The organism is Spirosoma sp. 209 (assembly GCF_002006735.1).
GTDB lineage: Bacteria > Bacteroidota > Bacteroidia > Cytophagales > Spirosomataceae > Spirosoma > Spirosoma sordidisoli.
On the sequence record NZ_MVEC01000022.1, the window covers coordinates 1 to 21,955 of the forward strand.

Annotated in this window: 19 protein-coding genes; 9 read left to right on the top strand and 10 right to left on the bottom strand. The window is 49.8% G+C overall.

Annotation, left to right across the window (positions count from 1 at the left end):
• Positions 1-29 precede the first annotated feature (29 nt).
• The 10 genes from B1C80_RS24705 to B1C80_RS24750 all read right to left on the bottom strand — a co-directional run bounded on the left by B1C80_RS24705 (position 30) and on the right by B1C80_RS24750 (position 12,443).
• Positions 30-989, bottom strand: coding sequence for an ArdC family protein (locus tag B1C80_RS24705; protein WP_077923881.1), 960 nt, complete (start codon positions 987-989; stop codon positions 30-32).
• Positions 990-1,366: 377 nt separating this feature from the next.
• A complete protein-coding gene (locus B1C80_RS24710; RefSeq protein WP_236648914.1) occupies positions 1,367-1,702 on the bottom strand; it encodes a hypothetical protein in 336 nt (111 codons plus the stop codon).
• A gap of 129 nt (positions 1,703-1,831) precedes the next feature.
• The gene (locus B1C80_RS24715; protein WP_077923882.1) at positions 1,832-2,125 is read right to left on the bottom strand and encodes a hypothetical protein; all 294 of its coding nucleotides are present in this window, start codon (positions 2,123-2,125) and stop codon (positions 1,832-1,834) included.
• 51 nt (positions 2,126-2,176) lie between these two features.
• Positions 2,177-2,509, bottom strand: a complete 333-nt coding sequence (locus B1C80_RS24720) for a hypothetical protein (protein ID WP_077923883.1) — start codon at positions 2,507-2,509, stop codon at positions 2,177-2,179.
• A 379-nt stretch (positions 2,510-2,888) separates the two neighbouring features.
• A complete protein-coding gene (locus B1C80_RS24730; protein WP_077923885.1) occupies positions 2,889-3,167 on the bottom strand; it encodes a hypothetical protein in 279 nt (92 codons plus the stop codon).
• Positions 3,168-3,494: 327 nt separating this feature from the next.
• A complete protein-coding gene (locus B1C80_RS28225; RefSeq protein WP_139361737.1) occupies positions 3,495-3,764 on the bottom strand; it encodes a hypothetical protein in 270 nt (89 codons plus the stop codon).
• An 82-nt stretch (positions 3,765-3,846) separates the two neighbouring features.
• The gene (locus B1C80_RS24735; protein ID WP_236648915.1) at positions 3,847-8,595 is read right to left on the bottom strand and encodes a DEAD/DEAH box helicase family protein; all 4,749 of its coding nucleotides are present in this window, start codon (positions 8,593-8,595) and stop codon (positions 3,847-3,849) included.
• A gap of 471 nt (positions 8,596-9,066) precedes the next feature.
• Entirely contained in the window at positions 9,067-9,783 is a 717-nt protein-coding gene (locus B1C80_RS24740) for an RloB family protein (protein ID WP_077923887.1), read from the bottom strand.
• Positions 9,780-11,174 carry an ATP/GTP-binding protein gene (locus tag B1C80_RS24745; RefSeq protein ID WP_077923888.1) on the bottom strand — a complete coding sequence of 465 codons (1,395 nt, stop codon included), beginning with the start codon at positions 11,172-11,174 and terminating at the stop codon, positions 9,780-9,782. Before B1C80_RS24745 ends, B1C80_RS24740 begins: the two co-directional genes overlap by 4 nt.
• A 423-nt stretch (positions 11,175-11,597) precedes the next feature.
• Positions 11,598-12,443 carry a hypothetical protein gene (locus tag B1C80_RS24750; RefSeq protein WP_077923889.1) on the bottom strand — a complete coding sequence of 282 codons (846 nt, stop codon included), beginning with the start codon at positions 12,441-12,443 and terminating at the stop codon, positions 11,598-11,600.
• A 729-nt stretch (positions 12,444-13,172) separates the two neighbouring features.
• Here B1C80_RS24750 and B1C80_RS24755 point away from each other — a divergent pair.
• From B1C80_RS24755 to B1C80_RS24800, 9 genes are all read left to right on the top strand, one after another.
• Entirely contained in the window at positions 13,173-14,150 is a 978-nt protein-coding gene (locus tag B1C80_RS24755) for a replication initiation protein (RefSeq protein ID WP_077923890.1), read from the top strand.
• Positions 14,125-14,670 carry a hypothetical protein gene (locus tag B1C80_RS24760; RefSeq protein WP_236648916.1) on the top strand — a complete coding sequence of 182 codons (546 nt, stop codon included), beginning with the start codon at positions 14,125-14,127 and terminating at the stop codon, positions 14,668-14,670. The genes B1C80_RS24755 and B1C80_RS24760 overlap by 26 nt, the downstream gene beginning before the upstream one ends.
• An 11-nt stretch (positions 14,671-14,681) precedes the next feature.
• Positions 14,682-15,176 carry a hypothetical protein gene (locus tag B1C80_RS24765; RefSeq protein ID WP_077923892.1) on the top strand — a complete coding sequence of 165 codons (495 nt, stop codon included), beginning with the start codon at positions 14,682-14,684 and terminating at the stop codon, positions 15,174-15,176.
• Positions 15,177-15,309: 133 nt separating this feature from the next.
• Positions 15,310-16,524 carry a tyrosine-type recombinase/integrase gene (locus tag B1C80_RS24770; RefSeq protein ID WP_077923893.1) on the top strand — a complete coding sequence of 405 codons (1,215 nt, stop codon included), beginning with the start codon at positions 15,310-15,312 and terminating at the stop codon, positions 16,522-16,524.
• A 515-nt stretch (positions 16,525-17,039) separates the two neighbouring features.
• The gene (locus B1C80_RS24780; protein ID WP_077923894.1) at positions 17,040-18,110 is read left to right on the top strand and encodes a GNAT family N-acetyltransferase; all 1,071 of its coding nucleotides are present in this window, start codon (positions 17,040-17,042) and stop codon (positions 18,108-18,110) included.
• Between the two features lie 191 nt (positions 18,111-18,301).
• Entirely contained in the window at positions 18,302-19,588 is a 1,287-nt protein-coding gene (locus B1C80_RS24785; RefSeq protein WP_236648917.1) for a sensor histidine kinase, read from the top strand.
• On the top strand, positions 19,588-20,316 hold the full coding sequence (locus tag B1C80_RS24790; protein ID WP_077923895.1) for a LytTR family DNA-binding domain-containing protein: 729 nt from the start codon (positions 19,588-19,590) through the stop codon (positions 20,314-20,316). The genes B1C80_RS24785 and B1C80_RS24790 overlap by 1 nt, the downstream gene beginning before the upstream one ends.
• A 188-nt stretch (positions 20,317-20,504) precedes the next feature.
• Positions 20,505-20,771 carry a hypothetical protein gene (locus tag B1C80_RS24795; protein ID WP_236648918.1) on the top strand — a complete coding sequence of 89 codons (267 nt, stop codon included), beginning with the start codon at positions 20,505-20,507 and terminating at the stop codon, positions 20,769-20,771.
• A 132-nt stretch (positions 20,772-20,903) separates the two neighbouring features.
• On the top strand, positions 20,904-21,947 hold the full coding sequence (locus B1C80_RS24800; RefSeq protein ID WP_077923896.1) for a tyrosine-type recombinase/integrase: 1,044 nt from the start codon (positions 20,904-20,906) through the stop codon (positions 21,945-21,947).
• The last annotated feature ends 8 nt before the right edge of the window (positions 21,948-21,955 follow it).

Sequence of the window (21,955 nt, forward strand, 5' to 3'; positions counted from 1 at the left end):
GGCCGGGCTTTCGCCCGGCCATCCTCGTTTTAGGCAGCAACCGTTTCCGGCTCTACTTCCTCTGCTACTCCATTCAGCACATAATCAACGGCTTTTTGCGCCTGGCCCGATGCCCGGAAAATCAGCGTTTTGTCGCCTTTGAGGGCTGCTAGCCAGTTGTTTAGGTACGCGGCTGCATTGGTCAGTAGCCGGTGGTCGGTCAGGTCAAGGCCACAACTACCGGCTAGGTAACAGGCTCCAATTTCGGCGGTTAACTCCTCTTTGGCGTAACGCTCCCCACCGAATCCGTCCGAGTTTACCAACTCCTCCCGGTTCAGCCGGTCGCGGTGGCCCGTTGAGTGAACGAGTTCATGGAATAGTACGCTATAATAGGCTTCCGGGCAGTCGAACGCCGAGGGGCGGGGCATATTCACATAATCGAACAGGGGGCTGTAAAACGCGCGGGCCGGGTCACGGTGGACAATATCGGGAGCGTTTGCGTAACTGGCACAAACCGCGTCGCAAGCCTCGATCCGGTGCGCTTCGGTAATGGCATCGGGCGGTAACAGTTTTGGCAACTCGATGGTAATTCCCTCCACGTCGGCCACGTTGAAAACGAAATAATGCTTGAGCAGGGGAACACCTACTTTTTTAGTCTTGGTTTCGCCTTTCCGGTTCGTTACTTCCTTCTCTTTTTCCAGCACGTTCCAGAAAACAACCAGATTTCCCTTTGCCCCTTTGCGGATGTTACCGCCCAACTCGGTCGCCTGTTTGAAGGTAAGATAGTACGGACGTTCGTAGTTTGCACAGCCCAGCAACACACTATTGATGCCGGTATAATTCCGTTTGCTCACGTAATTTCTGGCCACCTCAACCTGACCGTTTTCCAGAATCCCCCACCGTTTGCGCCAGGGGATACGGCCTTTTTCCAGTTCGGCCACAATCAGTTCAGTAACGCGGGTGTACAGGTCGGCACCTCCCCGCTGCGCGGAAGTCTTGGCATTCTGCATTGAAGTTGCCCGAAGTAACACGTCGGAGCCGCGCTTGAAGAACACTATAAAGATACGGCACTATTCGCGCTCATCCAAGATATATAGCTGACTAACAGAAGTTTACACGGAACCCTCTGCCCCCTTTCGTCCATTACCAGTACGTGTAATAAGTGAATGTGCTGGGCTGATATTGATGAATGTGTTTTGGTGATGTCGTGAGCGGAGGGCCGCCCTATAGCGGCTGTTCGCAAGGTAGCATTAGGCCACGCGGCTCTGCCGACCGACGACAGGAGGGAAGCCAGGAGCGGTGTGGCCAGTGTATTGCGTGTTCGCCCGGAATGAGCATTTGGCATTGTGCAGGCCGGAGTAAATCCAGCCCGCACGGAGTTTGTAAGTCAGATTTTTTCGAGGTACTCGGTGCTTACCTCAACTTCGCGCTTCTCATTATCAAGACTCACTAACACATCAAATCGGCTATAGCCTGTTACGATGCCGGTGGCTCCGGTGCTGGTGAGCCTCACCCGGTCGCCGATGGCTGGTTTGGGTGGTAGCGGCTTGTAAAACCGTTTGAAATGCTTACAGTACGTCAATCCAAGTTGCCGTGCGCGGCTGAACAGATAGCCCCACGCCTGGCGGTACGAGTCGCCGACAAACTTCCACTCATAGGCTCTCACCAAATCTTTACCGGCTGCTGTCAATTGGTGATCTTCGGTCAGGCTGTTCGTTCGCAATCTGAAATCGTCTAATGTCCTGACAGGCGGGGTAGGAGGGGAGTACGCCGGGCGTGAGACGGGCTGGACTTCATTCATCATCTGGTTAGCCCGAAATGACACCTCGGAGCCGGGCGTTATGTTGTTTTACTATTCGTTCATCGTCAGTGTATCAAAATAGCCCTGAATCATTGGCACCAAGCACAGGTCGAGCGTTTCACTCGCTATACCCGTGTATTGACTAACCTTTGCAACCCACGCTTCTCCGATATGGGCATCAACCCGACAGGCAGCTAACCGGATCAGCTTTTCATTGTCTGCTACCAGACATACCAAATCTGCCGGTGTAATGGCAAAAACCGGGGCCATTCGGGCCAGGTGAAAGGCCACATAGGTCGGGTCTGCTGTCAGGCGGTTCCATAAATACGCTTGTGATGCTTCCATTCTCTTGCTGTTTAGTTTCTATTCCGCAAACGGGCCAGGACTTCGACAAAATCACAAAATTAAGTCAGCGGCTACCGTTGACAACCGCACGTTGTTCATTTGCTCAATTGTACTGGTCAATTCTTCGGCGGCTACCTGCTCAATGACAATTTCGGTGAACTGCTGGCGGTTGATGATGAAAAAGCTGACCTGATAACCGTTACCATCCTGTCGGCTCTCTACCCGGATAGACGTGTATCGGCTCTCCTTCATTTTCCACTTCAACGCATTCATGCGGTTATCCGGGCTGAATGCGCTGGCCCTCATCCGGGCGAAGGCCAGCGGGCCAATATGGTTGTAAATGGCCTGAACGCGGGGGTTCATGGCGCGTCTCGGCTGGTTCATTGGCAGACGTTGGTTCCTGTAGTACAAACGGCTCCATCCTCGTCAATGCCATAGTCAGCAAATTGAACCGGGCTTTTGTCGCGGTTTAATCGCCAACCTTTGGGAAGCCACAGAGCTATTTTTGGGGATAGCAACTGCTTCAATGCAGTCTGTATTGAATACGCCGACCAATCCCGGCAAGAGTGCCGCCATCCGCGAACGATACGTGTGTCGAAATTGATTTCGTACACGTACTCAGCGTTTATTCGTAGCTCGTGCCACTCGCCGACCCAATCATCGAAACAAGCCAGCATTTCCGGTAAATTGTCGGGGTAAGCACTGCTGTCGATGACACAGACGCACTTTTGCCCGTTTCGGGTTAGCAGAATGTTGGCGCGTGTCATAATTGGGAACGTTGACCGACAACTCGACGGGTTTGCTGGTACAGAAAAAACAAGGTGGCTTCGATGGACTTTCCAAATAGCCAATCTGCCTCGTCGGGGTCGCACCGCTGGTCGGGATTTTCTAAATCGGCGGTTTCTAATCCGCGCCACATATCGGCATCGGCGAACGGGTCAGAGAATACAAAACCCTGTTCGCGGGCCTGGGCAATCAGGTCGCGGTTCAGGCGGTTGTCAATAGCCTGCCGCACCGGGCAAGTTGCAACGGCGTAATACATACAGTCGCCCGAAATAACACGTCGGTGCCGCGCTTGGAGAACAGTATAAAGATACAGCTAAACAGCCAATTAGGCAAGATATATGGCTGATGTACAGCTATTTATACCAACTCCTCTGCCCCCTTTTGTCAGGTTAATTCTTGTGATAAAACGTGCCGTGTTTTGGACGTGTGCGTGGCGTTTTTAGTGAACGTGAGTGTGAAAGCGGGTTGTCGTCCTTCAGCGACTCCCCGCAAAAAATTAGTTCACACGGCTTCCTGACCGACGATAGGAGGGAGGGGAGTGGTGAGAACAGTGAAGGGGCCAGGCACTTAGCCTGCTCAAAATTTAGGAACCAAATGGATTGACAAATACAGCTAACAACTCGTTAAAAAAGTCACTGACTTTCTTTGACCAACTCCTTTTTTTCGGCTCAAAGCCGTGTGTGGCTACTGTCGTGTTTAAACGAGTCGCTTTTACCTGTTTTACCTTGCCTGTGCTATCAGTTAACGTTATGTCGCCCGTTTCTCGTCGGCTTTCTAACCAGTTATCCAATTGCCTGGCCGAGTCGGGATCATCTAATATTTCCTTAGCGAGTTTACTTAAAGGAGCTCTCATGTCGAAATTTAGTTAAGGTTTTTCTGTTCTTTACCATTGTGACCCTAATAGTGGGCCGGGGGATTCCGGCCCACTAACCCTATTATTCTGCCAATACTGGTTCATTTATTGGCTCGGATTCGCGCAACATGGCATCTTGCAGGTCGGCAATCTCGGCTTCTAATTGCGTTATTTTCTGGCTGTGTCGGAACGGCTCGTTGACTTTCTGGATAAAGGCGGCTTCATCAGCATGGGCGCGGTCAATGCGTTGCTGACATTGGGCGGGTAAGTGCGGGGCATGAGCCACCGACTGCCGTAATGACTGAAACAGGCCGGGGCCGCTCATTACTTCACCCTGCAAACTGCTTCCCCACTGGTAGGTAAATACGTACTCGTTCCGCAACGTAAACACGTCCTGCCGAACCTCTCCGGTCAAGGTAAGCGGTAGCCCGTTGACCGTAATTACTGCCTGGGGCGTTAATCGTCGCTTCAACTGGCCGCGCATCCGGTCAAGTAGTTGTTGCACCGGCCCGCCAAACTTCTCGGTATAGGTAATGCTCTCAACAATAACGGTATTCAGTTGATACGTTCGGGCCGCGTCCGGCTGTTCGTCTGTTGCAAAACGGGTTTTCAATACGGCTACCTCTGATTCAAGCGTGGGCAGTAGCGGCACCTGCACTAATAAGATACGCCGGGCGCGTTCCACCTGCGTTTGTGCATCCAAAACGCCCCGTTGCCAGTTCTTTCGGGCAGTCAGCAACCGCGACAAATCGAGTTGCTTGGCGGCATAGGCTAAGGCGTACTGACTGCCCGATAACGTTGCCATCATCTGGTCAAACGACATAGCAGCAAAATCGTCGTCGGCTGAAATATCGTTCATCCCCTCGTCGGTCAAATGGCCTTTCAATACCTGATTGATAAACTTCTGCTTAATGGCTAACCGTCCGTAGGCGGTTGCATCGAGCGTCCGGTCAACGCCGTAGGTCAGAATTTCAATGGGAACACCCCAACTGGCGTGTAAATTCCCTTGCCGGATAATGCGGCCATTCCGTTGCTCGAAATCAGTAGGACGGTTAGGCGCGTCAAGGTGGTGAAGGCCAACTAACCGTTCCTGCACGTTAACCCCAATACCCATCCGCTCCGATGTACCGAGCATTACGCGAATCTCACCCGTCCGAACTTTGGCAAAAACCGATTCCCGTTTGTCTGCTTCGGCGGGGCAAACCGCTACCTCGTTGGCCGGAATACCTGCCGCAACTAATTTTAATTTCAGGTCGTCAAATAAGTTAAATCGGGGGCCAACAGATAAACGCTCGTCCTCGTCAACAAACAGATTTAAAGGCGACTGGTACACGTCGGCAAAGACTAATTGAGTGCCTTTGTAGGAATCCGACTGCTGATAAAGCCGGACAATTTCCGTCGCGGCCCGGTTTAGTTTTGAACCTGGCTCATCTTCATTCAGAGCCGATAGTAACCGAATATCAAGCGTTGCTTTCCGGGCCTGGCCGAATAGCACTAACGGTAAATGGCTATTCTCCCGCTTCTCGCTGCCTGTCAATTCCTCAAACCAGCGTAGCCGTTCCCGAATCGTATCTAACTCAGCCTGAACGCCTTCCGTCTGCGGCAACACAATCTTGGTAAATCCTCCGTCTTTAAGAATGGGTAAGGTCTGGTCGCGCTGAAACTCGACTACATCATCATTCAGCACTACATCAACATGGGCGCGGTACAACTCCGATAACTGTCGGACATTGACAAACCGGGCAAACCGGGAAACGGCTTTAAACTGGCCGGTAGTCGTCAACTCGAACGATGCGATAAGTTGCCCGAACGCTCCGGCGAACTGGTCAAACGTTGAAATCCGGGCTTCGTCTAAGTGGTCGGGGGCGATGAACCGTAACATCGTCCATGCTTCGGCCATTGTGTTAGAAATCGGCGTTCCCGTAGCCAGCACAACCCGCCCCTGCCGGGCCTGCACTGACCGGCATTTAAACATCGCGCTCAACGCATCCTCGGAACCTGCTGGGTCAATCCCTTTGATGCCACGCCGGGACGTAAAGAAGCCCAATCGCTTGTATTTATGGCATTCATCCAGAAACAGCGCGTCAATGCCTAATTCATCAAACGACAAGATATTATCTTTCTTCCGGTCGGCCTGACGAAGTCGGCGGGCTTCCAACCGTAGGCGTAATTCATTGAGCCGCTTCACTAACGACTTTTTACTTTTGTCTTGGCGGGATGCTGCGGCAACGGCGGCTTCTACGCGGTCTATTTCTTCCTGCAAAAACGCCTGTTCACTGGCCGGGTCGTCGGGAATCAGTTTAAGAAAACTCTGCGGAATGATAATCCCGTCGAAATGGTTGGTAGCGATACGTTGCAAAAATCGCTTGCGCCCGGCTGCATCTAAGTCAGACCGTTGCGGCACATACACCACCGCCGACGGATACAATAACCGCCAACTACGGGCCACGTCCTCAACCGTTGAGTTCTGCACCACAAGGAGCGGTTTACGGGCAATCCCCAACCGTTTTAGCTCCATCGCGCCGGTAATCATCGTATAAGTTTTACCGCTTCCTACGGCGTGGGCTAACATCGTATCCTGAATTTTGATACGCTCGACAGCCCTAAACTGGTGGTCGCGCAACGAAATCGCCGGGTTTGCATTGGGATAATGCGGAAAGGTTGGCCGGGCAAAACGGCGGGGTACGTGGGTGTTATACAGCCGGTTAAACGTCTCCTCAATAACCGATTCGTACTGTTCACGGGCAAAATCAACGAATAGTTCGCCTAACCGTTCCTGCGCGGCAATAGCCTGACTGGTCGCTTCAACATCCCGAACGCTACGCTCCTTCCCGTCTTGGGTAATCGTCTTGGTAATAACGACGCTCCGACTGTTCAGGGCCGCGTCAATCAATTGTAGGGCTGTCCGGTGCGACGTACCCAACGACTGATTCAATGACGAATAGAAGTGGGTAGGCGCGTCAATTTCATATTGTCGGCTCCGGTTGTTGTATCGGGTCGATACATCAGGGAGTTGTAAAGTAGCCTGAATAAAGTTTGTTACCAATTCATCCGGCAACCAGATAGAACCCAATCCAAACGAAATCAATGCGGCTGGAATAGTCGGCGGTACAATCTGTTGCAACGCATATACATTGGCCTGATAACGCGGTTCGTTTCGGGCCTTGTCCTCGGCAATGGCCAGCTTCTGCCGAATATTACCCGACAAATAGGCATCGCGTTCGATGAGATTGCCCGTTATCGGGTCAATGAAAGTCAACCCTGCGGATAGTAACTGATCGGTAACATCGGTCACTGACTTAGCTAACCAATTCGTTATAGCGACCATTTTTAAGCCACCATGAAACCACATCGACAGATTCACCGCGTCGGCTACAGATGCCGCCGTAGTAGGGTAGGGGAGAGCCACGTTTACCCGCTCCCGAAAAATAGCGGCCTTTTTTAAGAAGGTTTTTCCTTGCTCTTTTTGCGGTATTTCTAACGCCTGTACCTGAGCAAAACGGGAATCATACGTTTCTAAAAACGATAGTTGGCGGTTGCTGGTCAACGGGCCGAAAAACGCCGTAAATTCGTCATATTGGTTATTTAGGTGCGTCCTTAAAACCTCAACTTCCCAATCTTCTTTTCCTTCGCGTTCGGCTTCTAACAGGGCGGTCAATGTCTCTTTCAATTTCCGGTATTGCCGAATGATGGTAAGCTGGCTATACGTTCGGCCTTTGATGCGTAGCGAACCCGGAATACCGGCGGCTATCTGGTCTATTAGCTTCTCTGGCCGTTGCTTATCCTTTTTATTGGCTGTCAGGAAGGCTTTTGGTAATTGGGCGATGGCTTCGGTTAGTCGCTGGCCTAATTCCTCCGGTTGTTCCAGAAATAGCGTGGGCCGGTCGGCCCGATATAAACCACCTTTACCCACCTCATCAGCCCAAACCATTTCCCCCAACAGTTGCCCCGGACGTTGAGCAAAATATTCGTTCACATACAGATTGCTGGTTGTTGGCTCCCCGTCCTCCTCTATCGTCCGGCTCCGAATGCTGACCGTCCGCTCAAACGAATGTCCGGCAAATTGACGGTTTACACCTTCCCGCCGTTGCAGAAATAATACATCAGTCGTCACGCTGGTATTGGTGTGGGTTTCAAACGCGCACGACGGTAGGCGGATGGCTCCAACCAATTCGGTTTCAGCCTGTCGGCTTAACCACTGCCGGAACTCGGCCCCGCTCTGGTCAAGAGTTCCCGACGATGTTATTAGGGTCATCAACCCGCCCGGCTTTACTAATCGCGCCGACTTGCCAATGAAATAGTTATGAATCGGATAAGCTGACAAATCGGGATTTTGCCGGTCATAAACGCTGTACGCACCAAACGGCACATTGCCGATAACCAAATCAAACGAACTGTTAGTTAACTCGGCCTGCTCAAATCCGCTCACTTCGACCGTTGCATCTGGATATAACAAACCTATCATCAGCCCGGCAATTGGGTCTTTTTCAACGGCTACCCACTCACTACGAACGTTGACAGAAGGGGGCGAAAAGCCCAAAAAATGACCAATTCCCGCGCCCGGCTCCAGCACACGCCCACCCATAAAACCAAACTCCTCGACGGCTTGCCAAACGGCGGTAATGATGGCCGGGGGCGTATAAAAAGCAGTCAGGCATGAAGCGGCTGCGGCCTGTCGTTCTTCGGTAGTCAGTACTTCATCTAAAACAGATAAATAACGGCTCCCTTCCTCAAAAGCCGATGCCAAACCACCCCAACCGGAAAACTGCACCAATTGGGCCTTCTCGTCGGTTGTCGCTTCGCGCCCTTCGGCATGAATAATTTTTGCCAACCGGACAGCGGTAACGTTAACCTTTATACGTTCGCCTACCGTTTTCGAGTTGAATAGGTCAGGACTAAGCCTGTAATTCCTCCCGTTTAGGTCGGTACATACCTGAATAGATGGCAAAATTACGTCTGGCTGGTCGGTCAGACTTTCGCCAAGTGATGCAAGAACCCGCACGGGTTCAGGATGGGAGAGGGGCAGCGCGGAAGCTCCCGAAAGAAACCCAAACAGACTTAGCTGGATACTATTGGGTGGGCTGACCTGCATACGGTCAACCGGGATATGTCGGCGTTGACGCATCCTGATTTTGCCCGAAGTAACACGTCGGAGCCGCGCAGAAGGAACACTATAAAAATACCGCTTTTTAGGCGGTATGGCAAGGTTCCAGGAAGATACAGCCGGAGCCTTCGCTCCCTTTCGTCAGTTTATATTTTGTGTAATCTTCTACTCAATCATTTCACCTATGTAGCTCTTAAATTAAAGTCGGTCACCCAAAATCACCTTCACCAACCGAAAGACAGTCGTTGAAGACTCCTCTGTGGCTGGGCTGCTGTGGTCGTATTGGCCATACAGTCGTTCAGCCCGTTCGATGGCCTGGCGAATGCGCGGTTTATCGGTTTTAGGGTCCACAGAAAGTAACAGGTCAAAGAAATCACTGCCGATTCGTTTACTGTCCTGACCATCGTACCGAACGCCGAATGGATGTAGGCACTCGTTAAGCCGGGCATCGTATTGTCGGCGGTGTATGGCTCCGCCCTGGTGGTCCAGAAAGTGCAGCAACAGCCAGTACTCGAATGCCTGGTTGGAGTAGGCCACCCGGCCCGGTCCAAACAGTTGCTCGGCCAATCGGACGGCCTCGTTGAAATCCTGCGACGGAAAGTCGTCCCGATCAAAGACGCACCAAACCTGATCGTAGTGGCGACTTTTGGCGGCTTCGTCGGCCCGAATCTGTTCGGCCCGGCGCACCAAAGAAACGGTATTGAAGCCGGTTCCGACCGCTTTTACCCGAATATTAGGCTGCTCAAACTGCCGGAAATAGCTCACTTCTGTATTTACCCCTTCCGAGATAATCAGTAACCGGAGCGAAACATCGGTTGGCGGATCGCTGCGCGTCAGTGAAAACGATTTACGTTTAGCCAGTCGGCGTTTTTCCCGCTGCTCAGCTTCGAGGGCGGCTTTGTCCAATCGTCTCATAAAACACCGACCGGCTCCGCTGACAGATCTTGCGTTGATTGTACCAACTGGCCAACACCTTCTTCGTATTCGTTGAGGTAGGGTACGGCACCGTACCGTCCCTGTAAGTATTTTTCCCGGAAATCGTCGGTTTTACGTACCTGATCAGTTTTAAAACCGGCCAGCGAATACAGCGAAGATGCGCCGTATCGGTCTTTTTTAACAAACCAGATCTGATCGCGCCGGAGCAGGGGAGTCGAAGAACCCGCACCGGATGGGCCTTCGGCGGTCATCAGGTTGCTGTCGTGGGTATTAAAAATAAGCTGGGCATGGCGGGGATTTGTGACCGGCGAATGAAACAGACCCACGATCTTCTGTACCAGATTCGGGTGTAGCTTCGATTCCAGTTCGTCAATCACCAGCACGTCGCCCTGTTGCAACGTCTCTAAAATCGGCCCCGACAGGGCAAAGTATTTCTGGGTTCCCGATGATTCGTCTTCCATGTCAAACTCCAGGACACCCGTCCGGTTGCCCGACGAGTCATAGACCCGATGCACGGCTTTTGCCCCGCCGAAAATTACCCCGTCTTTTTCGGTTAAAGCGGCTGTGAGTCGTTCCCGCAGGTCGGCCGGTAGGTTTCCTGGTAAGTCACTCTCATGTTCAATCGCCCGTACCCGAACGTCGGTAATGCCGAGGTCAGCCTCCCGCAAAAAGCCCATGATGGCTCCTTTTCCAGTTGGGTGCATTACCTTACTGACGGTAAACCCTTCGTAGCCCTCCTCCTGCAAACCCGAAATAATGTTGAAGCGGCCAAGCCAGCCAAACACACGCTGGGCCAGCACTTCGTTGAACTGAGCCGCCACCGACAGCAGCAGCGCGTCGGGCCGGATCATACCGTCTTTAATTAGTCTGGCCCCAATTTTGAACTGACGCGGATGCACGGCATCGAAGGTTTGCCCGTCACGGTAGAAAATTTCGATCTCTTTCGTTTTAGGGCGGGCCAGGTCGGGCCGATAGAACAGCCATTCGGATACGACATGATCGGCGGTGGCCGCAAAGCCATACCGAAATAGGTCGCCTTCATGCAGAAAAACCAGTTCAAACTCCGAAGGAGCCTGGTCCGTGTCTGGGTTTAGGCGGAATGGCACAACCGGTATTTTTTGCCCCGTGCTGGCAGCCGACCGCAGGATAAAGAGCCGCATAACGTGCATGGCCTCCACTAATTTGCTTTTGCCGGCGGCATTGGCTCCGTAAATGGCGGCTGTCCTGAGTAACCGAACTGGGCCGGTCAACTCACCCGCAATCAGGTTGGCTTCGGTGAGCGGGTCTTTGTCGTAGCCCGATGCCAGCAGACTCAGCTTAGCCTCGTCGCGGAACGATTTATAGTTCTGAACAGAAAATTGTACCAACATGGCTGAATGTGGTCTTTATTTGCACAAATAACGTAAGAAGTGATGATATAATTTACATTACCTCTTTTTATTGGCTATTATTGTATTACAAATCCTCCCAGAGCTGCATCTCGCTCTACGACCGTTTTTCTAAACAATTGATAGTTAGTGAAAATGTGTATCCAATTTCCTTAGCGTAATTCTTTGTCCATTTACTAAAAGAAGCCCAGAAAACGTCTTTGTAAGTGTCGCTTGCCCAAACGACGAATTATGTACTTTTCCGCAGAACGACCCCATATTTGATATCTGGCCCGCTTTGGTAGTTGCAACCAAATCTGCCCGTTGGAAGAAGAAGGCCATAACCAAGTATCAACTAATATATTAGTTCACTAACGTGTAAATCTGCCCCGTTGGAAGAAATATCCCTTTTCCGCTAAAATACCCTTATTTACTGACAAATAAATCTAACTGAGCCGGGTCAGCGTCTGGGTTGCGAATCCCAAATGACTCTTGACTATCCACCTCAGCGCGAAGCCGGGCATACAGCCGTGCGGCTCCACTGGTGCTCTTGTGCGGAAACCGGCCTAAATATGATTCAATCTCCTTATTCTGTTGCGGATGTACCCGGTTAATTTCAGTCATATTGACGAAAATAACATTCTGCTTGGTTTGGGTAATATTACCGATCCGGTCGCGGGTATGGTGCAAGAGGTGTTCCGAAGCATTGTCATAATCCCCATTCGGCATGATAAACTTGTAGCTCACATATAAATAGGCATAACCTCGCTGGTAGGTGGATACCGCCAATTCATACTGCTGGCTGCTGGCCTGAATCAGTTGCCAGGTATCAATTTCTTTGAGCATCGCATCAATCCGCTTACGAATCTCTGCCTGTGCCAGTGGTGGCTGCTGATCCACTTTAGCCTGTAGCAAAACAACTGATTGTGATAAACCACTTAAATGTTCCGTAATGTATTCAGTACGTTCTTCATCCGTCAGGTCGTGGGGCTTTTTGAGCCAGTACTTATGTTTGCTGTAAAAACTCATTTTCACGGCCGGCCGACCGTAATTGATGAGTTTGACGGTTTTACAACCAAAGTCCCGCCAGAGGGAGAACTCAGCCATGTGGCGGCTATCTACGAAATGAATGTCTCCACAGTCGTGCCAGCTACCCTCAATATCCCAATCCTCACGGTCGGGCTTAAGGGTAGGAGTCTTAGCAATCTCGTTAAGCAAACCTGTCAACAGGTAGTCGTACTCCTTGTCCGAGAATTTCGTCTTCTTTTTCATAGCGATCCGGGCATAAATATACGGGGAAAAATCGCTATTTTATTTTCCCCTGAGGGTAAAAATAAACTTTCTTTTTGTTTTTTCCTTTTTTGATTCAACTTATTGATCCGCTTTCGGACAAGAGAAAGTTTTTACCCTTAAACGCCTTTTTGATCAATTACAACTTGTTAATTTTTTTACTTGTTCTGAAATTGAAAACTTGAAATGTTTGATACTTGTAGGTCAAAAAACTCAGCCATAAATCTTTGATAGTCAACTATTTAACTTGTGGATAACTTTACCAAAGCAAGACAGAAGTAGGTTAAAGCAAGATGGAGGTAGGTTTAGGCAAGATAGAAGTAGGTTTAGGCAAGACACAGGTAGGTTCAGGCAAGATAAAAGTATCCACAATCGCTCCTTAAAGCAAGATGGAGGTAGGTTTGGGCAAGATAAAAGTAGGTTTAAAGCATCAACCATTTGGTATATCTTGCTCAGGCAAGTCTAATGTCGTATCTAAAATGCAACGTATATATTAAATTTATCTTTGATATATACGTTGTGTTTTATGTAAATTCTTCTGCTATGATAGGTTGGGATTTAATTTTAGTAACCTATTAAAAATCAGACTATTAAAAATTTAAAGCAAGATAGAAGTAGGTAGTGACCAGGCCGATAGGCATTATAAGCGGCTTTTGTCTTGCTTTAAATGGCTGGATACCTATTTTTGTGTTGCTTAATAATATTTTGGTAATGAGTGAACTCCTTCATATACAGGAACCCTTACGGCTATTGCTATCCCGCAATAACTTTGATGTGCTGGAGCGTCGGGTGTATTGGCTCATCCTGAAAGAGATTAAGCAGCTACAGACGCTACGGCGGAATGAGATCGATCTAATGCCGGGTGAATTTCCGGCGTTTAAAATCCCAATCGCTGATTTACAGTTGCCTAACTCGTCTGCGGAGGTTAACTACTCGACATACAAGCGAGTGGCTCAACGGCTTACTTCCCGGCAGTTATATCTGGATTCCCCAGCCCAGCATGAATTTACGTCGGTCGTTGTTTTCCCGATGGCACGTTACAGCCGGGGTGTTCTTACAGTGGAGGTTAACAAGCACCTGGTGCCGTATATGATTGACCTGAGCAAAGGCTACACTAAGCTCCAGTTGCAGGCTGCCTTATCTCTCAATAGTCAGTATGCACAGGTACTCTACACGCGGTTGTGCAAATTTCTCGACACGGGTATCTGGCGTGTAAGTGTTACTGACCTGAAGGAAATTCTGGAAGCGCAGCAGTACGTGCGGTGGTCTAACTTCAAGCAAACCGTTTTGTCCCGCTCCATTGACGAAATCAATCTGAAGACCGACATTGAGGTGTTTCTTTCGGAAAGGCGCGAAGGCCGTTTTATTACAACGCTGGTTTTTACCATTAAACGGCAATCACGAAAGGGAGACAGAGCGTTCGATGCCTTTAACGATGAGATTGAACTGGTACTCTCCCAACCCGCCGAGGTCTTGCACAATAAGGCAATGGAAATCATGCTCCAGAACTACCGGTTTACGGCGGTTCAAATGCGCCGTATCGTAAGTGAGCAGCATTTGCTGGATGAATTTGTGCGGTTGGATTCGCTGATCCAGAAAGGATATATAGACATAAAAACGAACCCAACCCGTTATATAGCGGGTATTTTATTCAAGAAAGAAGTTGCCCAAAAACCTCCGGTTAAGTAAAGTTCTTTATCCTCAACGTCTTATGAGAAATTTAACGGGCCTGTCTGCCTCTGCATTGCTATGGCTAATTTTCGTGACAGGGTGTTCAAAAAACGGTTCTGATGTTAGGCCAGTCATAGATGCGGCTCAGGTAGTCGGTGCCTGGCAGATTACTCAGCTAACCGCCGATCCAGCCGTAGTGTCGCCCACTTACGGGTCAACCACTGATGTGTTGGCCCTCTATCAGCGAAATATCGGAAAAGACTGTGTCGGCCCAACCCGGTACGTATTTTCAGCCGATGGTAAGCTACAGCTAACCACCTCAGCCGATTGCCAGAACCGGCTAAAAAGTATTTTCGGATTCACCGCTGCCAGTTGGCGAACCAGTGGCCAAGAACTCCGTATCGAGGTGGTTTACGATGCCCTTTCCTACACTGTTATTCAGCAAAATGCTCAGACGATGGTCTGGCAACAAACGGAGTACAACTCGCCATTTGACGGCAAAATGCACCAATATACAATCACCCTATCTAAACGCTAATTCGTCAACTCATGAAACGCTTTGAACACACGCGCTATTTTCAACTGTTAGAACCGTTTATCAATCCTCTCCTTCAGCGGCTATTCTTCCGGGACGAGCGGTATATACTGTTCTTTAGCCAGATACTGCTATCGGGATTATTGTACCTTGTGTCATCGGCATTACAGCCGCTTTTGCTGGTATTTGTTAGTCAGGCCAACCTGCTACATGACGTAGCCGAGGTTTTGACCTCGTTTATTCACCTGAGTATCGTAGTGACTATGTTCTGGTGTATCTGGTATGCGTTAACACTTACGTTTCGCATGGCTAATACAATGCGCTTCGGGTCATCCTGGTTGTCGCCCCGGCTGTTGAGTTGTGTTCTTACTGGTGGCATGACATTGAGCATCGGGCTTCACCTTCGCGAAGGTGAAGCCGTTGGACACGCATTCTGGTTTTATGCCATGCTCGGTTTGAGCTGGGCCTACGCCTGCTTGCGTCCGACGCTTTTCGGAGCCGACGCTTAACGCAAAAAATCCGACTCGAAAATGGAGTCGGATTTTTTTGAGATATTGTTTCACCGTCTCGTAAAATCTCTTTTGCGAGAATTGGTGAATATCAAGGTTTTTAACCACCTTCGCCCAACTAAGCATATTCCTTATGGCGGACTCCTCAGTCATTCTGCATTCACCTGAAAAAACAGAATCCAATCAGGTCATTAGCAAGGCCGTCAACCGCTACACCGTCAGCCAACTGATTCGCTATTTTGGAGCTGACCTGCCTAAAGCGAGTAATTATCCCCGCCATGCTAAAGCGTTTGTTGAGGATTGTCTCAAAAAAAGGTTTCCTATCGACGGGATTAGTTTTGCCCGATTCACCACCGATCTTCCCTCCAATCGGGTGTCACCCATTCGGAAGTTCCTCTTATTCTATCAAACTATCGGTTGCCCAACCGTGGTGGCTGATCCTAAGACCACCAAGATTCCACCAGCCGCCAATGAGTTGGTCTTGACATTCATTCGGGAAGCCAAAAGCCTGCGGGGTGACCGCTCGAAGGAAACGTATACCAAAGCCCTCAACGCCTTTTTCCTGTATGTCGATGAGCAGACGGCGTTAGGCTTGCCTGCATCACTGAGTGGGCTAACCGTATCCGACTTTGTGCAGCATCTGAAAGACAATCAGTATTCAGCGTTCACTATTAACCTCTACCTATCGGCAATCAAGCAATTAGCCGCCTGGTGCATCCGCCGACGCGAGGATCTCAAATTGAGTGACGAACAACTTAACGCACTACGTGATATTGACGATGTGCGGGGATTGGCTATCGAGCGTACCTTTTATAAAGATAGTCTCGAAACCAACGAGCGACAGCAGGTTCTAGGTGATGTAGAGACCACTCGTGATAAAGCCGTACTGGTTTTGCTGGGAATGGAGGGCTTACGAACGGTCGAAGTAACCCGGCTGAAACTGGGCGATTTAGACTTTGAGAGACAGCAACTACAGGTGCTGGGCAAAGGCAAAAGCACCAAAAAAGCCATCAAATTCTTCGCGGCCTGCCGACAGGTACTTCAAACGCATCTGGAAGAAACCAACCGTTGGCCCATTCCCCAGGGCCGACGAGGAGAGTATCTGTTTGATGACCTGAAAACCCATCAAATACGATATATAGTGGACAAGCAACTTAGGAAACATGGGTTGAAACGGGCGGGGATGTCGGCTCACAGTCTGCGGCATACCGTCGGCCAACTACTTTTAGAAGAAGGTGTTAGCCTGGAACACGTGCAACAACACCTGCGGCATGAGACGCTGGAGACTACTCAATTTTATACCAAGAAAAAGACGCGCAAAACGTATTTTCAGCAGATGCCCGACTGAGGGGCAAGAAGAACCAGTAGCCATTGTTCAAACGGCCACTGGTTTTACCAGGTTAACAATCCGATGCTAACCATTCGTTAATGCTCGCCACAAGCTCAGGATGGTCAGCGGCCTTGAAGCCTAATTCTAAATCGAGAAGGCGTAGTGCTTGATTAAGAATTACTTTCTGAGCATTCGTTGGAGTAAAGTTGGGCGTGGCTAACTCACGCGATAGTTGATCCAAACAGGCTACTGAAAACGGATAGGTCGATTCGGTAAGTATCATAAGTACAATGGCCATCGTAGCCCAATCATCCTCGTTCGCTACGGCGCATGGCTACGATCACAAAGCAATTTACTGCCAGATAAAATTATCTAATGGCACTCGTGCCGATCAGGTCTGATTTCGGGACAAACAGGGTGATCTCTGGGACAAATTCGTTATGAGCTTAGAAAACGGGTTAGCAGGTGGTTGTGAATAGAACAATAACTCTACTTGTTTGCTATATCTAAGATTACATCATCCAAAATTAGCCGTGAAGCCATTCCAACCAGTTACTTCCCGACAGACGACTTTGTATGAGCATAACTCGTTATCACTAAGTGTATCAGCACAAGTTGACGAGCGAGCCGTTGCATTGCTCCAACAAACGACTTATGGCACCGAAGGGGTACGTTACCGCCAAACGGGTCAGGAAACCAGGATACATCAACTCAATAACCCTTACTTTTTTCACCTCTACTGGCGGCATGAACTGATTGGCTTATACTGCCTGGATCAACGGCCGGTTGGGTTTCCAGATACGTCAGTTTCCGGCTACTACGGACGTTATCTGGCGGTTCGGGAAAATGTTCAAGGGAAAGGGTACGGACAATTGTTGAAAACGACCGCAATTGACTACATCGGTCAAAACGTATCAGCACCTTACCTGTTTTACTCCTACATCGAAGCCAAAAATACGCGGTCGATGGCCGCATCACTGAAGGAAAACTTTATGTCGGTTGCACAGATTAAAACCTTCATGTTCAGACGGTTCTCGCCCAAAATAGATGCTCGGTTCAAGGTAGCCTCTTTGACTCATCCGGCCCAGGCCCTGATGTTGGTTCAAAATCAGTACGCCGGGTATGGTTTTCAGAACTTCCTGAACATCAATTACCAAAATGGATACTTCACCCTTGAAGAGGATGGCCATGTTCTCGCTGGGGTTCAGGCAAATCCTATCTTCTGGACGTTAGTACATATTCCGGGTAAGCTGGGACCACTTATCAAATACGTTGCTCCTTTCGTACCCGGCCTGCGCCGTTTTTTTAATCCATCCAGGCAGGCATTCGTAGCGTTGGAAGGGGTTTATGTTCAGAACGGTCGAACGGAGTTATTACCCATTCTGCTGGAGAGCGTACTGGCTCATTTCAACCTGCACACCGCCATGTGGCAGATTGATGAGAAAGACCCACTGATTCGACTGTTGACCAATCCGCAGATGGGGCCTTTCAGCCAGTTTCAACCGGGTGTAACCACGCACGTTATGGTTAAAGCAGTTGGACTACCCCCAACGGTTGAACTGGGTAAAGACCCGGCTTACGTATCCTGTTTTGATTACTCATAGGCTTTTTACGGTCGTTAGCCGCTCTATCTCCAATCCAACTATTGTCGTTGACAGGCAACCGCTACTTTATGAATCAGGAAGAAACGCAGTTGAAACAGTTGCTTGAACGCTCCCGGCAGCAACTAACCCGACCCTTTTCGGATGTACAGCGCCGGTTACTGTCCGTAATCAACATCACGTACCTGGTGCTGGTGCTCATCTTTCTGGTGGGTGAAAAGTTGGCCACAGGTTCCTACGTACCCGACAACCGGCTTTGGTTTGTTTACGGTTTAGTCTGGCTGACCAACCTGATTTCCGGGGTTTACGCCTACCTCAGTTTGAAGGACAGCAAGGTTACTATTTTCGGTAGGCTTCTGGATTTTTCAACGCTGAAACGCAACGCGCGCATCGAGCAGGCGTTACGCTGGGCAAGTGTCCTGTCGCTGATGTTGATGAGCGTGGCAAACCTGGTGGGCATCGGTAATCCATCGACCGATTCACTCCTGACCGATTTTGCCATGGCGCACTCGCTGATTGTCTTAGCCGCCATGATGCTGGGCCGGACGGCCATGCTGTCCTGGTCAGCGATTGTGGTGGTGATACTGATATACGTGACGTTTGGCAAATTGGGCTATTCGTACCGATTCAATTATATGACACCGGGTGAGTCCGTTCGGTATGAACGAGCTTTGGAGCAGCGGCAGGCGTGGGCACTGAACCGGCAAGCCGTTTTAAGAACCAATCACCTCAATCCGCCACAGGCTTCGCGCTACTTCAATATCTGGATAATCTTTATAACGGTCGCCACCGCTACGGCTTATTTTTTCGCCGGGGTAGCCCTGGATATCTTTAAGATAATACCTGAAGTAACCGATGACATCAAGGACGCTATCGAAGCCACGAAGTTGGCCGAAGAACGACGCTTGCTACAGCAGCAGGAATCGTTGAGCACCGAACTAAAGGCCCTCAAAGCCCAGGTCAACCCGCATTTCCTGTATAACACGCTGAACTACTTCTATATCAAATCGCAGGAAGTTGACCCCGAATTAGCCGAGTCGATTATCAAGCTTTCCGAAATCATGCGCTACAGTATGCGTGAAGATTTTAACACCGCCAGGCTATCCGAAGAAATCAACTACATGAAGCAATTCATCAGTCTGCATCAATTGCGCTATCCCATGTATATAGATTTTAGCGTCACGGGTGATGTCGATAACAAAAAGATACTACCCTTTCTGTTGATTGGCCTGGTAGAAAATGCGTTCAAACACGGCAACATGACCAATCCAAATCATCCATTCGTCATCAAGGTAAATGTGGCTGCTGATCGCATTGAATTTTTTACGGCCAACCTCAAAAACCATAAGAAACGGTTTGAAAGTAACCACATTGGCCTCGCCAATATGCGTCAACGCTTGGAGCTTTCTTACGAAAACTACACGTTCGACATCCAGGACACGGATGAAACGTTTTCTTGCAACCTAATCATCTACAGCTAATGGCCATGACCTGCTTAATCCTCGACGACGAAGAAATCTGCGTCAACCAACTTCGCAGATACATTGAAAAAGTGCCGACATTAACGACGAAGGCCTATTTTACAGATCCTAACGAAGCCCTTCTGTATCTTGAAAATGAAAAAGTTGACTTGATTTTTCTCGATATGGAGATGCCCAATTTCGCCGTCGATGGATTGGACTTTGTACGAATTATGGGTGACTCAGCGCGGTATATCTTCACGACTGCCTACCCACAATATGCCCTGCCGAGCTACGAGTACAACGTAATTGATTTTCTACACAAGCCTTATTCGTTCGAGCGGTTTATGAAAGCCGTTCAACGGGCAAAACAGTTGCTGGGCCTTTCTACAAAGGAGGAGGCTACGGATACGGACAACTACACGTATGTCCGTTGGGATGGCAAGTTACAACGCGTTGATTTCGATGAGGTATGTTGGATAGAGAGTGAGCGTAACGGCATCTGGTTTTATACCGAAACGAACCGCTTTAGTGCCACGCTAACCATCAGTGATATTGAGGCTCGCCTTCCGCAAAACCAATTCATCCGCGTCCACAAATCGTACATTATCGCCATGAATAAAGCCGAAGTAATTAACAAGGATACGGTCTGCATTCGACGAGAGGGAAAGCTACACGAGATACCCATCGGCGACACGTTCAGAAAAGAATTTATCACGTCGATAGAGAATAAAATCATGAAGAAATAAGCGGGGCGTGGCTGATCCACCATTCATGTTTTGCTAAATGTTGCTATGTTGAAACAATCACTTCGCAAAAAGCCGCCCCCATTTAGTCTGGACACGGCTTTCTTGTGCTAAAAAGCGTACCGGAGTTTTATTCAGATATAATTGTGTAGGCCGGAGATAGTCATTAACGGATACCGTAATACATTGCTATGATTAAACAGCCCATTAAACCTATTCCTCTGGATGAGATTCTGCATTTCATCCGCGCCTACCGGACTCTGGAGCAGATGCCCTTAGAAGACGGATTTGCCCATTTACGGGCCATATCACCCATGATACTTGGAGAAAAAGAAAGCGAATTGAAAGAGCTTCGCCAGCATTTTCGGAATCAGTGGTACGACAAAGAGTGTCACTTTGGGCTGTTCTATCTGAATCTATCTCACTTAACAGTTACGTGGAATATAGCAAATGAGTAGAGATTGCACTTGCTTTCAAGCCCTTTCATAGCCATATTTGATACGACTTACCCACCAATGTCAATCAATCGGCCCACCCACTGTTTAAGCTAAGACGTTGTCTGCTTTTACCATCTAACCACCCTTTCGGTTATGGATGCGGGTCTGGTGCTTCGTTTTCCCCTGTTGTTTTCGCTGCCCCCGGCTGGGCGTTGGTTAACGATCCAATTCGACTTAGGATTAGCACCGGCTACCATTGATGCCTACGGCCGGGCGTTGGTCGACTATCTCCGGTTTTCTCAGCAGCATACCTTCGTTGTCGAAACCGCCACTCGGGAACACATTGCCGCTTACGTGCATCACCTGGCTAATCAACCCGCCGTTCGTCCGACACCCGACCGAACGGCGGGTTTAGCCAACGCTACTATGCAACAGCGGCTGGTAGCCGTGCGTCTATTCTACGATTTTTTGGTCGAGGAAGGCTTGCGTACGCAGGACAACCCCGTTCGGCGAGGAATTTACACCCCCCACAAGGGCTTCGGGGGTAGCCGGGAGCGAGGCCTGATTCCCCATTATCAGAAGTTACCTTGGATTCCCTCTGATGAAGAATGGAGTGCGTTGCTGACCGTATTGAAGCAAGAACCCATTCGCAATCGGCTGATGTTCGCCTTGTCGTACGACGCGGCCCTGCGCCGGGAAGAGATCTGTACCCTGCAAACGGGCGACGTGGACCCCACCCGACGGCTGATCACGCTCCGGGCGGAAGCCACCAAAGGCCGTCGAAGTCGCGTCGTTCCCTACTCCCCTGCTACCGGTCAGCTCTACATGGCCTATCTGCACCAGCGACAACGTTTGAGTCGGCAGCGTGGTCCGCTATTTCTGTCCGAGTCCCGGCGTAATCGCAGTCAACCGATTAGTATCTGGACCTGGGCGAAAGCCATCCGGACCATCGCCCGACGAGCGGGTCTGCCTCGCTTCACGTCGCATACGTTACGGCACCTGTGTTTGACGGACTTGGCGCGGGCCGGCTGGGACATCCATGAGATTGCCCTCTTTGCTGGCCACCGGCATACGGATACTACGTTGATCTACATTCACTTGAGCGGTCGGGACTTAGCCGACCGCTTAGCCAAAAGTATGAACTCCGTTCATGCCTGGCGGATTGCCCTGCTGGAGGGACTCGCATCGGTCAACTAACCCAATTG

Coding starts and splice junctions, on each gene's coding strand:
- B1C80_RS24720 (WP_077923883.1), bottom strand. CDS start 2,509: ATGAACCAGCCGAGACGCGCCATGAACCCCCGCGTTCAGGCCATTTAC.
- B1C80_RS24705 (WP_077923881.1), bottom strand. CDS start 989: ATGCAGAATGCCAAGACTTCCGCGCAGCGGGGAGGTGCCGACCTGTAC.
- B1C80_RS24770 (WP_077923893.1), top strand. CDS start 15,310: ATGGCGGACTCCTCAGTCATTCTGCATTCACCTGAAAAAACAGAATCC.
- B1C80_RS24750 (WP_077923889.1), bottom strand. CDS start 12,443: ATGAAAAAGAAGACGAAATTCTCGGACAAGGAGTACGACTACCTGTTG.
- B1C80_RS24745 (WP_077923888.1), bottom strand. CDS start 11,174: ATGTTGGTACAATTTTCTGTTCAGAACTATAAATCGTTCCGCGACGAG.
- B1C80_RS24765 (WP_077923892.1), top strand. CDS start 14,682: ATGAAACGCTTTGAACACACGCGCTATTTTCAACTGTTAGAACCGTTT.
- B1C80_RS24740 (WP_077923887.1), bottom strand. CDS start 9,783: ATGAGACGATTGGACAAAGCCGCCCTCGAAGCTGAGCAGCGGGAAAAA.
- B1C80_RS24790 (WP_077923895.1), top strand. CDS start 19,588: ATGGCCATGACCTGCTTAATCCTCGACGACGAAGAAATCTGCGTCAAC.
- B1C80_RS24755 (WP_077923890.1), top strand. CDS start 13,173: ATGAGTGAACTCCTTCATATACAGGAACCCTTACGGCTATTGCTATCC.
- B1C80_RS24730 (WP_077923885.1), bottom strand. CDS start 3,167: ATGTATTACGCCGTTGCAACTTGCCCGGTGCGGCAGGCTATTGACAAC.
- B1C80_RS24795 (WP_236648918.1), top strand. CDS start 20,505: ATGATTAAACAGCCCATTAAACCTATTCCTCTGGATGAGATTCTGCAT.
- B1C80_RS24715 (WP_077923882.1), bottom strand. CDS start 2,125: ATGGAAGCATCACAAGCGTATTTATGGAACCGCCTGACAGCAGACCCG.
- B1C80_RS28225 (WP_139361737.1), bottom strand. CDS start 3,764: ATGAGAGCTCCTTTAAGTAAACTCGCTAAGGAAATATTAGATGATCCC.
- B1C80_RS24800 (WP_077923896.1), top strand. CDS start 20,904: ATGGATGCGGGTCTGGTGCTTCGTTTTCCCCTGTTGTTTTCGCTGCCC.